Origin of the sequence: Streptomyces sp. NPDC007808 (assembly GCF_042868655.1) — a bacterium.
GTDB lineage: Bacteria > Actinomycetota > Actinomycetes > Streptomycetales > Streptomycetaceae > Streptomyces.
Window position 1 is genome coordinate 588377 of record NZ_JBIAEQ010000004.1, and the last position, 13854, is coordinate 602230.

10 protein-coding genes are annotated in these 13854 nt (G+C 72.4%); 5 read left to right on the forward strand and 5 right to left on the reverse strand.

The genetic code is table 11. The features are described 5' to 3' along the window. Nucleotides 1–53: 53 nt before the first annotated feature. Nucleotides 54–1964, reverse strand: a complete 1911-nt coding sequence (locus ACFYNL_RS18485; RefSeq protein ID WP_388804163.1) for an NAD-binding protein — start codon at nucleotides 1962–1964, stop codon at nucleotides 54–56. A 200-nt stretch (nucleotides 1965–2164) separates the two neighbouring features. Between ACFYNL_RS18485 and ACFYNL_RS18490 the strand changes: the two genes are divergently transcribed. From ACFYNL_RS18490 to ACFYNL_RS18505, 4 genes are all read left to right on the forward strand, one after another. Further along, nucleotides 2165–3184 (forward strand): permease, encoded by a 1020-nt coding sequence (locus ACFYNL_RS18490; protein ID WP_388804604.1) that lies wholly within the window; start codon nucleotides 2165–2167, stop codon nucleotides 3182–3184. Then, nucleotides 3181–3903, forward strand: a complete 723-nt coding sequence (locus ACFYNL_RS18495; protein ID WP_388804166.1) for a TIGR03943 family putative permease subunit — start codon at nucleotides 3181–3183, stop codon at nucleotides 3901–3903. Before ACFYNL_RS18490 ends, ACFYNL_RS18495 begins: the two co-directional genes overlap by 4 nt. A 112-nt stretch (nucleotides 3904–4015) precedes the next feature. Continuing rightward, nucleotides 4016–5236, forward strand: a complete 1221-nt coding sequence (locus ACFYNL_RS18500; protein ID WP_388804169.1) for an amidohydrolase family protein — start codon at nucleotides 4016–4018, stop codon at nucleotides 5234–5236. Between the two features lie 198 nt (nucleotides 5237–5434). Next, on the forward strand, nucleotides 5435–5623 hold the full coding sequence (locus ACFYNL_RS18505) for a ferredoxin (protein ID WP_388804607.1): 189 nt from the start codon (nucleotides 5435–5437) through the stop codon (nucleotides 5621–5623). On the opposite strand, the gene ACFYNL_RS18510 is transcribed toward ACFYNL_RS18505, so the two are convergent. The 4 genes from ACFYNL_RS18510 to ACFYNL_RS18525 form a co-directional block, all read right to left on the reverse strand. Next, entirely contained in the window at nucleotides 5613–6386 is a 774-nt protein-coding gene (locus tag ACFYNL_RS18510) for a glycosyltransferase family 2 protein (RefSeq protein ID WP_388804172.1), read from the reverse strand. The two genes, ACFYNL_RS18505 and ACFYNL_RS18510, sit on opposite strands and share 11 nt — an antisense overlap. Before the next feature lie 334 nt (nucleotides 6387–6720). Then, on the reverse strand, nucleotides 6721–10770 hold the full coding sequence (locus ACFYNL_RS18515) for an AAA family ATPase (RefSeq protein WP_388804175.1): 4050 nt from the start codon (nucleotides 10768–10770) through the stop codon (nucleotides 6721–6723). Between the two features lie 757 nt (nucleotides 10771–11527). Beyond that, on the reverse strand, nucleotides 11528–11806 hold the full coding sequence (locus ACFYNL_RS18520; RefSeq protein ID WP_388804178.1) for a hypothetical protein: 279 nt from the start codon (nucleotides 11804–11806) through the stop codon (nucleotides 11528–11530). A gap of 542 nt (nucleotides 11807–12348) precedes the next feature. Then, the gene (locus ACFYNL_RS18525) at nucleotides 12349–13692 is read right to left on the reverse strand and encodes a glycoside hydrolase family 43 protein (protein WP_388804181.1); all 1344 of its coding nucleotides are present in this window, start codon (nucleotides 13690–13692) and stop codon (nucleotides 12349–12351) included. Here ACFYNL_RS18525 and ACFYNL_RS18530 point away from each other — a divergent pair. Next, nucleotides 13691–13831 carry a hypothetical protein gene (locus ACFYNL_RS18530; RefSeq protein WP_388804184.1) on the forward strand — a complete coding sequence of 47 codons (141 nt, stop codon included), beginning with the start codon at nucleotides 13691–13693 and terminating at the stop codon, nucleotides 13829–13831. The genes ACFYNL_RS18525 and ACFYNL_RS18530 overlap by 2 nt on opposite strands. Nucleotides 13832–13854 lie beyond the last annotated feature (23 nt).

Below are 13854 nucleotides of genomic sequence, written 5' to 3' on the forward strand. Positions count from 1 at the left end.
CGTGCGGTGACGCGCCCCGTGCGCGTCGCCGCGCGCGGCGGCCCACGCGGCCGCTACGCCCCCGACCGTTGCCGTGACCGCCTGCCCAGCAGGTCCGCCAGTCCTCGCCGCGTCGCGGCCAGCACCACACGGTCCTCCTTCTGCAGGACGTACGTGTCGGGCAGGTCCCACACCCACCCCGATGCGCGGCCGGCCAGGGCGTCCTCGTACGCCTCCTCCACCGCGGTCTCCTCCCGGCGGTCGTCGCGAGCCGTCCGGTCCAGGGCCAGGACCCGCCAGGAGCCCGGCCGGAAGGCCTCGCCCACGGTCTTGTCCTCCAGTTGCGGATGGCCGGCCACCTCGACCGCCGCGAACAGCAGCACGCGCCGCTCGACGGGGATCGCCCCCAGGATCTGGCGGCCCATCATCGCTCCGGCGAAGGCGGGCGCGGCCAGATGGGTCACGCTGCGGCTGCGGGTCAGGGCGTGGGGGTGCGCGGCGCGCAGGGTCCGGTAGACGGCGGTGGCGAAGTCGTCGTCGTACAGGCGCAGGACCACGCGCAGGTCGGGGCGGACCGAGCGGGCGTACAGGGCCGCTTCGAGGTTCGTCGTGTCCTCGCTGGTCACCGCCAGGAGCGCGTGCGCCCGGTGGATCTTGGCGGACTCCAGCACGCCCTCCTGAGTGACGTCCCCGAGCACCACCGGCACCCGCAGCCGCCGTGCCGTCGCCATGCCGCGCGCCTCGGGGTCGGCCTCGACGCACACCACGGGGATGTGCAGTTCCCGCAGCCGGGTCAGCACCCGGGTGCCGATCTTGCCCAGGCCGAGCAGGACCACATGGCCGCCCAGTCCCCGGGGCGGTTTGCGCAGCGCGGACGCGGAACGGAAGGTGCCGAGGGCCTCCAGCACCGCCGCCAGCAGCACCGGAAGCAGCAGCAGGCCGATCAGCCCGGACAGCAGCTGGAGCACCTGACGGGCCGTGGACTGGTGGAGTGCGGGTTCGTTGATGGCGAAGAGGTCGAGGAGGGTCATGTACGTGGCGTACAGGGGGTGTTCGCCGGTCACCACCGTCAGCGCGACGGCCAGCGCCGCCACACAGCCCACGAGTCCCGCCAGCGACCACCTCAGCCGCCGCGAGAACAGCGAGGCGAACGACGGGACGGCGCCGCGCCCCGACGACAGTGAGGGCCCCGCGTACGACACCTGCTCCAGGACGACGGTGCCCCGGCCCCTCGCCGCTCGCACGGCCTGCGGGTCCGGCAGCAGGATCGGCCCCTGCTCGCCGCTGCCCTCCGAACCGTCCGCTCCGGCCGGGTCGTTGCTGGTCGTGGACAGCAGCGCGAGCGTGGCCAGCCCGGACGCGGGGGACTGCCCGGGGCGCAGGGGCGGACGCTCGACGGCGCGCAGCAGCAGGCCGTCCGTCTGCACGACCTTGGTGGTGCCGACGACGGCGGTCGCGGCCAGCGCGGGGGCCGCCGTGTCGGCGTCGGACAGCACCGTCGTGGAGGCGTCCAGGTCGAGGTCTCCGGTACCCGACGCCAACGCGGCCGCCTGGTCGAGAAGTTCCTCGATGTGCTGGCCCAACCGGCGGTTGTACAGGCGCAGCACGAGCCGCAGCCGGGGGTTGAGGCGGCGGGCGGTGAGGGCGGCGCGGATGTTGGTCTCGTCGTCGTCGTACACGAGGGCGAGTGCCGCGGCGCGTTCCACGCCCGCGTCGGCGAGGGCGGCCTCGGTGGCCTCTGCGGCCTCCACCACCCGGACGCTTCCGACGGGTTGGCCGCCGCCCGACGCCGCGCCGTTCGCGCGGGCGACCGCCGCGGTCACCACCCCGAGCAACGCCGCCGACGCCGCCCGGGCCCGGCCCACGACCGGCGTACGTACCGTGCGTTCGGAGGGCGGCACGAGGAGCGTGACCTGTTCGCCGTACACCCCGCGCAGTTCGGCGGCCAGCCGGTGCGCCAGCCCGTCGTCGCCGCACACCACCATGGGCGCGGCGGCGTCAGCGCCTAACCCCTGAGACCCCTGATTCGGAACGCTCCCCACGAAGGGACAGACTGCCTCATGGTGACGGGTGGTTCCAGAAGGGGCCCCCGGAGCCCGTGCAGCACCTGAACACCCGCGCCCCCGCGGCCGTACCGCAGGGGAGGGAAACCGCGCCCTTCCGCACCACCGGAGGTACCTCGCCCGTGGCGATCACCAAGAGCGTCCCGCAGCGGACCGACGACCGCGGGAAACCGGCGGGGCCCAAGGACGAGGGCCGGCACCTCAACTCGTCCCTCCTCCTCACCATGCTCATGGTCGTGCTGGTGCTCCTGCAGGGCCCGATCCGCGGCGCGCTGTCCGCGCCGGTCATGCAGAGCTGGACGACGGTCTTCGTCGCGGTGATGGTCCAGGCGCTGCCCTTCCTGGTGCTCGGGGTGCTGCTCTCGGCGGCGATCGCGGTGTTCGTGCCGCCGTCGTACTTCGCCCGCGCCCTGCCCCACCGCCCCGCCCTCGCCGTGCCGGTGGCCGGTGCGGCCGGCGCGGTTCTGCCCGGCTGCGAGTGCGCGTCCGTCCCGGTGGCCGGGGCGCTGGTCCGACGCGGGGTGACCCCGGCGGCGGCGCTGACGTTCCTGCTGTCCGCCCCCGCGATCAATCCGATCGTGCTGACCGCGACGGCCGTCGCCTTCCCGGGCAACCCGGAGATGGTCCTGGCCCGCCTGGTCGCCAGCCTCCTCGTGGCCTGCGCGATGGGCTGGCTGTGGTTGCGCCTGGGCCGTACCGACTGGCTGCGCCCGCCGGCCCGTACGTCCCACGACGGCCAGAGCAAGGGCGAGGCCTTCTGGGACTCCGTGAGGCATGACGTGATGCACGCGGGTGGCTTCCTGGTCGTCGGCGCGATGGCGGCGGCGACCCTGAAGGCGGTGGCCCCGGAGAGCTGGCTGCGCGCGGCGGCCGACGATCCCGTGCTGTCGGTGCTCGCCCTCGCGGTGCTCGCCGTGGTGCTGTCGATCTGCTCGGAGGCGGACGCGTTCGTCGCGGCGTCGCTGTCGCAGTTCTCGCTCACGGCCCGGCTCACCTTCCTCGTCGTGGGCCCGATGATCGACCTGAAACTGTTCGCGATGCAGGCGGGAACCTTCGGCCGCGCCTTCGCCCTGCGCTTCGCCCCGGCCACCTTCGTGCTGGCCGTGTCCGTGTCCGTGCTCACCGGGTGGGTGATCCTGTGAACCGCCAGGCCCAGTCGGCGGTGCTGTTCCTGCTCGGCGCGTCCCTGCTGCACGCGGGGAGCACCGACCTCTACCTGCGGTACGTCAAGGAGGGCCTGCGCCCGCTGGTGCTGGTGTCAGGCGCGGTGCTGGTCGCGGCGGCGGTGGCGACGGTCTGGTACGAGCGCAAGCGGTCGCGGCGGCACGACCACCGCGCGGAGGACCATGCGCACCCCGAACCCCGGGTCGCCTGGCTCCTCGTCCTCCCCCTCTTCGCCCTGATCCTCGTCGCCCCACCGGCACTCGGCTCCTACAGCGCCACCCGCACCGGAACCGCCCTCCAGGAGCCTGTCGCCTATCCCGGCCTCCCGGCCGCCGACCCGCTGCGCCTCAGCGTGGTCGACTACGCGGGCCGCGCCGTCTACGACCACGGCCGCACCCTGCGGGGCCGCCGCGTCCAGCTCACCGGCTTCGTCGCCCTGGACCGCGACGGCACCCCCTACCTCGTCCGCATGGCCCTCAACTGCTGCGCCGCCGACGCCCAGCCGGTCAAGGTCGCCCTCACCGGCGAGGTCCCGCCGGTCCTGCGGCCGGACACCTGGCTCCGGGTCACCGGCACCTACACCCCGCGCCGTGCGCAGGACCCGGTCAACGGCGGTCCCATCCCGTTCGTGAAGGTCACGGAGGCGGAACCGGTGGAGGCGCCGAAGGATCCGTATGACGAGAGCTGGAACGGCTGAGCCCTTGGCGTGGCTCCGGCGCGAGCACTACCCTGGCCCTAAATCTGATGACCCGTCAGATAAAGCGCTTCAAGGCACCGGCAGGCAGCAGCGCAGCAGCCAGGAGGTAGGCGTGGCCAGTACCGAGAGCGGCACCAGGGACCTGCCCAAGGTCATCAGCGTGGACGATCACGTGATCGAGCCCGCGCACCTCTTCGAGACCTGGCTCCCGGCCAAGTACCGGGACCGCGGCCCGAAGCCCCTCACCGCCGGGATCGGCGACCTCGCCTACGTGGGCGGGAAGTACCGGTTCACCACGGACCCCGACGGCCAGATCACCGACTGGTGGGAGTACGAGGGCGACCTCTTCCCGTACAAGCGCATCATCGCGGCCGTCGGCTTCTCCCGGGACGAGATGACGCTCGACGGCATCACACGCGAGCAGATGCGGCGCGGCTGCTGGGACCCCAAGGCGCGCCTGGCGGACATGGACATCAACCATGTCGAGGCCTCGCTCTGCTTCCCCACCTTCCCCCGCTTCTGCGGCCAGACGTTCGCCGAGGCCAAGGACAAGGAGGTCGGTCTGGCCTGTGTGCGCGCCTACAACGACTGGATGGTCGAGGAGTGGTGCGGCGACAGCGGCGGCCGGCTCATCCCGCTGTGCCTCATCCCGCTGTGGGACATCGACCTCGCGGTCGCCGAGATCCACCGCAACGCGGCGCGCGGGGTGCGCGCGGTGACGTTCAGCGAGATCCCGACGTACCTCGGGCTGCCGTCCATCCACTCCGGCTACTGGGACCCGTTCTTCGCGGCGTGCGAGGAGACCGGCACGGTGGTCAACATGCACATCGGCAGCAGCTCCCAGATGCCGGCCGCCTCCCCGGACGCCCCGCCCGCCGTCCAGGCGTCGCTGTCCTTCAACAACGCCATGGCGTCGATGATGGACTTCCTCTTCTCCGGGGTCCTGGTGAAGTTCCCCCGGCTGAAACTGGCCTACAGCGAGGGGCAGATGGGCTGGATCCCGTACGCCCTGGAGCGCGCGGACGACGTGTGGGAGGAGCACCGGGCCTGGGGCGGCGTGAAGGACCTGATCCCGGAGCCGCCGTCGACGTACTACTACCGCCAGATCTTCTGCTGCTTCTTCCGCGACAAGCACGGCATCGAGGCGATCGAGACGGTCGGTGTCGACAACGCGACCTTCGAGACGGACTATCCGCACGTCGACTCGACCTGGCCGGAGACCAGGCGGGTCGCCGAGGAGCACGTCGGCGGGCTCCCCGAGGAGGTCGCCTACAAGCTGCTGCGCGGAAACGCGATCCGGATGCTCGACCTCCCCTTCGACCGAGGCGATTGAGGCGATCGAGGCGACCTGAGGAGCTCCGGGGAGCTCCGGGGACGACCGGGGGCGACCGGGGGCGACCGGGGAGGACCGGGGAGGACCGGGGACGACTGAGGGCGCCCTGGGCCGACCGGGGAGGGTTGAGGAGGGCCACCCGCGGGGCAGTGCAGTCATGGACGGCCCATGGCGGGAGTGCGTACGACGGGAGCGCGGATGAAGGTCTCCATCGACCCGAACCTCTGTTACGGCTCGGCCGAGTGCGTCCACCGCGCCCCGTCGGTCTTCGCGTTCGTGGACGAGTACGGCGTCGTACGCCCGGGACAGCAGGACAGCGGCGACGACCCGCGGGTGCGGGAGGCCGCCGAACGGTGCCCGTCCCAGGCCATCTCCGTCACCGAGTAGCGGGCGGATACCCCCAGGCGAAGGAGCCCAGCGCCCGCGCCCTGGCCTCCACCACGGCCATCCGCGCCGCCCGCTCGACGGGGTCGACATGCGCCGCCTGCCCTGTGGCCTGCCCCTCCCACTTGCGGTACAGCAGTCCCACCTCGGCCGAGAACCAGCCCCGGCTCACCGCGTCGAGCGCGAGCAGCAGACCCGTGTCCTCCGACGCGGGCAGCGCCATCCAGCCGCCGAGGCCGAGCAGCAGTTCGCGGCGTACGCACAGGGTGGCCGGATGGACCTGGGCGAGGAAGCCGTTCGCCTTCCAGAAGTCGAGCACGGACCCGCGCTCGATCGGCCCCTCCTCGGGGTCGCCGGGGAAACCGGCCGTCGAGCCGTCCGGCAGCAGGTCCAGGGCCCGGGAGGTCGTCCAGCCGACACTGCCGTCGGCCTCCAGGGCGGCCACGTCACGGGTCAGCGCCCCCGGGGTGAGCCGGTCGTCGGCGTCCAGGATCTTCACGTACTCGCCCTCGGCGTGCGCCAGCGCGATGGTGCGGGCCACGCCGGGGCCGCCGGAGCGGCCCTGACGGAAGGTCACCCGCGCGTCGTCGGGGACGTACGGCCGGACCTCGTCCGTCCACCCGTCCTCCTGGATCACCCAGTGCCACTCCCACCCGGCCGGTAACTCCTGTTGCACCAGCGACGTGTGGGCCTCGGGCAGGAACCGTGCCGAGGGGCCATGGACGGCGGTGACGACGATGACGCGCCGGGTCACGGCGGCGTTCACCACCTTTCCAGGTGCTGGGTGAAGACCGTCCCCTCGGCCGCCCGGCGGCCGCCGGGCCGGACCGCCGGTCGGGCGGCGCCGCGCCGGTGGGCTCGCGGACATGCGAAGGCCCGATCGCTGGCGACGGGGGATGCACCAGCGATCGGGCTGTTCCCACAGTAACAAGGCTGCCTGCCCGGTGGGACCCGCCTGATCGGCTGTGACGAGGGGTTGTGATCGGGATCACGGAAACCGCTGTCCGTCCGTGCGGTGTCATACCACTTGCGTTCCCGCCCGGTCACTGTGCGCGCGCAAGCGACGCCGGCGCCGACATCCGCCGTGCTCCGCATCGCTATCACTGTGCGCACGGCGGCTCGTACGACAGCCGAGGCAGGTACTCGTGCCACCGCTCCCGGGTCAGCACGCCCCGCGTGGTCGAGCAGATGCGCCGGACCGCGTGCTCGACGTCCAGGTCCCACAGCCGGACGGTGTCGGTGCCGCTGGAGACGCCGAGCATGGGGCTCGTCGGGCTGAACGACAGGAAGCTGCCCGTCGTGGCGTTGGGGCTCATCGCCTGGCCGACGGGGGAGGCGTCGGACGGGTCGGAGACGTTCCACAGCCGTACGGTGTTGTCGTTGCCGCCGCTGGCCAGATAGTGCCCGCTCCTGCTGAACGTCAGCGACACGACGGCCTCGGTGTGCCCGGTGAGGGGCGAACCCAGCGGGGACGCGCGGCGCGGCTCGGTCACGTCCCACAGCCGTACGGTGTCGTCGTCGCCGCCGCTGGCCAGGGTGCGGCCGTCCCGGCTGTAGGCGAGCGCGTTGACCGGCCCGGTGTGACCGGTGCGCGGGGCGCCGAGCAGGGTGGGACGGCGGGGGTCGGTCACCTTCCACAACCGGATGGTGGCGTCCGCGCTGCCGCTGGCGAGGGTGCTGCCGTCAGGGCTGAAGGCGAGCGCGTTGATGTAGCCGGAGTGCCCGGTGATGGGCGGGCCGAGCGGCACGACATGGGCGGGGTCGCTGACGTTCCACAGCCGGATGGTGCGTTCGTCGTAGGCGGTGGCCAGCGTGCGCCCGTCCGGGCTGTAGGCCAGCGCGTCGGGGCCCATGAACCGGGTGCGCAACACGATGGGGGAGCCGTGGGAGACCGGGCGTGCCGGGTCGCTGACGTCCCACAGGCGCACGCTCTGCTCGCCCGTCGTCACCGCGAGCGTGCGGCCGTCCGGGGAGAACACCTGGGAACGCTGCCCGGTGTCCCCCGGGCGGAACGGCTTGCTCAGCGCCACCGGCCGGGCGGCGTCCCGTACGTCCCACAGCCGGATCCGTCCGTCGCGCGCGGCCGTGGCCAGCACCTTGCCGTCCGGGCGGAACGCCCCGTTGCCGCCGACCATGTCCGCCGTCGGGATCGACCACAGCCGCACCTTGCTGTCGCCGCTGCCGGTGGCGAGCGTACGGCCGTCGGGGCTGAAGCCGAGCGCGTACATCTCCCCGCTGGCTCCCGCGAGGGGCTCGCCGACCTGGGAGGGATACGCCGGGTCGCTGACGTTCCACAGGCTCGCGGTGCTGTCCGCGCTGGCGGCGGCGAGCATGGTGCCCTCCGGGTTGAAGGCCACCGACCAGATGGGGCCGGTGTGCCCGTTGAGCGGGGCGCCGAGCCGGGTGCCGTGGGCTGGATCGGAGACGTCCCACAGCCGGATCGTGTCGTCCGCGCCGCCACTGGCGAGGGTGCGGCCGTCCGGGCTGAAGGCCACGGAGTGCACCAGGTCGGTGTGCCCGGTCAGCTCGGAGCGTTGCCGCGGCCGACCCCGGTCCGCCACGTCCCACAGCCGTACGGTGTCGTCGTCACCCCCGGCCGCCAGCGTCCTGCCGTCCGGGCTGAACGCCACGGACCGCACGGCGGCGCGGGCACCGGTCAGCGTGGCGAGCGCCTCCGGCCGCCCGGGGTCGGCCACGTCCCACAGCCGCACGGTCCGGTCCTCGCTCACGGAGGCGAGCGTCCGGCCGTCCGGGCTGAAGGCGACCAGGTAGATCGTCCCCTCGTGCCCGGTCAGGGGTGCCGCGAGCGGACGCGGCCGGCCCGGGTCGGCCACGTCCCACAGCCGGACGGTGCCGTCGTCGGAGGCGCTGGCGAGGACACGTCCGTCCGGGCTGAACACCGCGCTGCTCACCCAGCTCCGGTGCCCGGTGAGGGGGTGGCCCAGGGCCTTGGGTCGCCCCGGGTCCGCGACGTTCCACAGGCGTACGGTCCGGTCGTAGCTGGCGGTGGCCAGGAGCCGTCCGTTCGGGCTGAACGTGGTGAGGTAGACGGCGCCGGAGTGGCCGCGCAGCGGCGTGGCCAGCGGCGCGTTCACGATCGAGATCAGCCGGCTGTTGGTGTCCGCGTCGTCCGGGCGCAGCCGGTGCGCCACCAGGTCGAGTTGGGCGGACAGCGAGGGGTCCGTGTACTGGAAGCGGTCGGCCTCGGCGAGCACCTGCGCGAACACGGCGTCGTCGCGCTGCTGCCAGGCGACCACCGCCGCGCCGACCGCCAGCATCGCCAGCGCGACCAGCGCCGCCACCGCACCGCGCAGGAACCACACCGTCCGCCTGCGCAGGCGGACCGAGGCGGCCAGGAACTCCACCGCCCCCCGGGTCAGGAAGGTGTCCCCGGCCGACCGCGCCCAGCCATGGGCCTGCTCCAGCCGTGACCCCCGGTACAGCAGCGACGAGTCCCGCCCGGACTCCTCCCAGGCCCGGCCGTCCTCCTCCAGGCGCTGGCGCAGCAGGTTGCCCTGACGGTCGTCGTCGATCCAGTCCCGCAGTCGGGGCCAGGCGTGGAGCAGCGCCTCATGGGTGATCTCCACGGTCTCGGCGTCCAGCGTCACCAGCCGGGCCTGGACCAGCGCCTCCAGCGACTCCTCCGTCTTGCCGGGGTCGGTCGACTCCGCGGCCAGCTGCCGCCGCGTCCCGCGCCGCCGGGTCGCCTGGGTGTCCTCGCCCAGCCGGACCAGCCTGAGCAGCAGCAGCCGGGCGGCCGTACGCGCCGCCGGATCGAGACCCGACCAGGCCCGCTCGGCGGTCGCCGCCACCGCGCCCTGGATCCCGCCGGCCGCCCGGTACCCGGCCACGGTCAGCCGCCCCGCCTTGCGGCGCTGCCAGGTGGCCAGCAGCGCGTGCGACAGCAGTGGTAACGCCCCCGCGTCGTGCGTCCCGCGCGGGCCGTCCGCGCTGACCTCCCGCACGATCAGCTCCGCCAGCCCCGGCTCCAGTTCCAGCCCCACGGCCTTGGCCGGCCCGGTCACCGCCTCCCGCAACTCCGATGCGGTGAGCGGTCCGAGCACCATGTGCCGGTGCTGGAGCGCGTCGGCCAGCTCCGGGTGGCCCAGGCACTGCTCGTAGAAATCGGCACGGACGCCCAGCACGACGAGGGCGGGGGCCGGGCCGCCGGGTTCGGCGGGCGTGCAGGCCGCATGCAGGAGTCGGACGAAGGTACGGCGGTCGGCCTCGTCGGCGCAGAGGGTGAAGGTCTCCTCGAACTGGTCGACGATCAGGACGGGAGGGCCGGGCCCCGTGGAGCCGCCTTCACGCCGGGCCCAGGCACGGACGGCGTCACGGGTGGCACGTACGACATCCTCACGGAGCCCATGGGCGCCGACCGCCGGCAGCCCTCGGGCACCGCCCGCCGCATCACCCGTCCCGGACGGCTCCTGCGGTTCCCCGCCTTCCGGCTGTTTCACGGCGGAGACGACGCCGGCCAGCTCGGGCACCCGCCGGACCAGTTCGTCGAGCGGATCGCTGCCCGGCACGAGGTGCACGACCGGACTGGCCCGGCCGCTCCCGCCGTCCAGGGCGCCGTTCTCCAACGCGGGCACGAGGCCGGCGTGCAGCAGGGAGGACTTCCCGGCCCCCGAGGCGCCGACCAGCATGACCAGACCCCCGGACCGCTCCACCGTACGCAGCTGGGCGACCAGGACGTCCGTACTGCGTTCGCGGCCGAAGAACCACCGTGCGTCCTGCTGCCGGTACGCGGCCAGCCCCCGGTACGGACACACCCCGCCCGCCACCGGAGGGGCCTCGACCGGAGCGGGCTGCTCCTCCTCACCGGCCGTCGCCCGTTCCCACAGGCGCTGCCACTGGGCCAGGTCGTACAGCCCGGGCGAGACCGGCGCGGGACGGTCGCGCCGCGCCAGAGGGATCAGGACATGCAGTACGGCCGACAGGGCGGCGAACTGGGCGGGCACGTTCTTGGCCCGACGCCAGTCACTGATCCGCTGGGCGGACACCCGCACGGGCCGCCCCCGCTCGTCGACCCGCTGCTGCCGGACGACCGCCTCGGCCACGCTCTTGAGGGGTGGGTTGCCCGCCTCCTTGTAGAGCAGCGCGAGCCGTTCCGCGAAGGCGGAGCGTGCCGCCGAGTCGGAACCCAAGCCTCCACTCCCTTGCTTCCGCCGCACCGGACAACCGGACCGGACCTTCGGACACCAGGTCCGGACATCCGGACCGGAAAACTCACTTTATATGGCTGACCTGCGGATAAGGCGGCGTCCGGAGACCGGAACCTCCTCGCGGGCACGCGCGACTGGCAGGATCACGACGCACGTGCGCATCACTCGCGCGTCACCCAGGCAGGCCACCAGCCAAGAGCTTGGAGAGACCACTCATGGCGCCGCATGTTCTCGGACACCTTCCACCGGATCTCCCCCTGCGGGAGCAACGGCTCCCGCAGGAGCCAGGGATGCCGTAGGAGCCACGGGCCCGGCCCGCACCGGAGCCACGGGAGCCATGGGCACCTCGCCCGGCTCTCCCTCCACTCCCCCCCAGCTCTCCTCCCGCTCGATCCACGCCGACCGACCGCGGCAGCCCCGCGCCCGGCAGGTCACGGATCGACACCGCCCCCGCCGTCCGGCACCGGTCCCCACGAGGGGAGGGACCGGTGCCGGACGACGCGGTCCTGCGAGCCGGGTTCCGGTACGCCTTCGTCGGCAACCATCCCCGGCTCAGTGGGCGACGGAGGCGGCGGACACGGGCGTCGCGGCGGCGAGGCTGCCCCACGGGGCGGCCAGTTCCAGCACAGCCCGACGACGGTCCCCGCAAACGCCTCCACGTATGCCCGCTACCCGCCCGCCCCGAACGGCGTGGCCGTCAGTCATCGCAGCCGCGCGTCGCGCCGCCTCGCCGGACCGATCAGGGCCCTTGTCCGACCGTAAGTGCCCAGCGCACACCCGACGGAGCAGTCACACTCACGGTGCCGTGATCGCGGGCGCGCTTCACCCCGAGCTGGTGGAAAGCGCTGCTGACCTCCCCCTCCTCGCATGCGAGGGGAAAGGTCAATCCGTCCGGTTCCACGGAGACGGTGAGTGCGCCCTCGCCCTGGCAGTTCACGAGGACCGACAGCGGCTCGGCTCTGATCCCGCCTCGGATCGCCAGCTCTCGGTTGCCCATGGCGTTGACGGCTTGCGCCACGACTTCTCCCTCCGAGAGGACCGGCGCCTTGGTCACGGACTCCCCCGGAATGCGCTCAGCACGGTCCGAACTCGGCGAACCAGTCGCAGACGTCGTGGGCCGGGACGGCGACGCGTGACCGGAGGACGCGCCCCGCTCGTGGCCGGCGGTGCAGCTCGCCAGCGCCACCAGAGCTGCCATGCAGCACCGACCACATAAGCATGCACACTTCAAAGCCGGCGTCGTTCATCCCCAGCGCAGGAACGGCTGAACCAATTCACCTGGTGGTCCATGCCCGACGGCGTCTACCGCCGCGCCCGAGCCGTGCAGCGCGAGCTCACCGACAAGGGTGAGCTGGTTCAAATCCCGCCACCCCGGCGCTGGTCAGAGGGCCAATCGCGTGATCGCGATTGGCCCTCTGACGTGCTCGGGGGGCCACAGGGGGCCAAACGAAAGGAAGCCATGGATTCCCGTCCGTTGCTGTGTCACGTAGCGGCACAGCAACGGACGGGAATGCCGGAATTCTCGGGCTTCAGCCCGAGGAGCAAGTCAGCGCGGTGCAGTTACGCGGCGCGGGTGAACTGCCACCAGTTGACATTGAACAAGAAGCCGCTGCCGCCGCTGAACGTCAGGTAGAGGTCACGGGTTCCCGTCACGCCGCTCACTGGGCAGTTCACCGTGGTCCAGGACTGCCAGCCACCGGTGTTCGGCACACCGCACCGGCCCACGATCGACCCGCTCGGACTGTCCAGGCGCACTTCGAGGGTGCCGCCGCTGGTGGCCGAGGCGACGCGTGCGGCGAAGGAGGAGGCGCCGGCCCCGAAGGCCACTCCCTTGACCTTGATGTAATCGCCGTTCTCGATCCAGCCGACGTTCATTCCGCCGTCACTGGTCCATTCGGTCTCGATCCCGGAACCCCAGGCCATCGTCTCGGCCTCCTGGCGGACGTACGGATCGAGTGAGCCGACCTGCGGGGCACCCGCGCTCGTCATGTTGATCGTCGGAATGCTGCCGTCGGCGTTGTAGGAGAACTTCTCCACCGCAACCGAGCGGGTGAAGCCGCCTCCGCCCGGGAGGGCGCCGTTGTGGTAGAAGAAGTACGAACCGCCCTTGAAGTCCACGATGCCCGCGTGGTTGGTGAAGCTGTTGCCCTGGGCGGGCATGACTGTTCCACGGTAGGTCCACGGCCCGGTCGGGCTGGGTGCCGTGGAGTAGGCGATGAACTCCTGGCAGCATCTGGCCGCGTACACCAGGTAGTACAGACCGTTCCGCTTGTAGACCCACGGCCCTTCTTCGTACAGCGTGGGACGGTCGGGGTTGTCGGTGCGGGTGCCGAATCCCGCGGTGGTGAGCGGGATCTTGGTGGGGCTGCCCGAGTAGGAGATCATGTCGGCGTTCAGCTTGACGTACCACAGGTTGGGGTTGCCCCAGTAGAGGTAGGCCTGACCGTCGTCGTCGATGAAGACGGTCGGGTCGAACTCGGTGTTCTCCAGCAGCGGGCGGCCGAGGGCGTCCCGGAACGGTCCGGTGGGGCTGTCCGCCACCGCCACGCCGATGGCGAATGCGCCGGTCGCCCGGACCGTCACCGGTACGTACCAGTAGAACTTGCCGTTCCGTTCGATGGCCTGGCCGGCCCACGCGTTGGCGCCCGCCCAGCTGAAGGTGTTCAGGCTGAGCGGTGAGCCGTGGTCGGTCCAGTTGACCATGTCGGCGGAGGAATACACCCGCCAGTCCTTCATCACGAAGGAGGAGGTGGAGCCGTCCTCGTCGTGCCCGGTGTAGAGGTAGACCCGGCCGTTGTGCACCAGCGGGGCCGGGTCGGCGGTGTAGACGTTCTGCACGATCGGGTTGTCGGCCCTGGCCGCCGTGGGATGCACCGCGGCAGGAAGGACGGCGAACGCCAACATGAGGATCAGCACCCAGGTTGCCCGGGCGAGTCTCGTACCGGTGGCGGGTGATCTCACCGCGGTCGGGGGAGCCGTTGGCCTGTGGACGTCGGTACTGGACATGGTGTGGTCCTTCCTGGTGCTGCGGGTCGGGGACTGAGCAGCCGGTCAGATGCGGGGAGA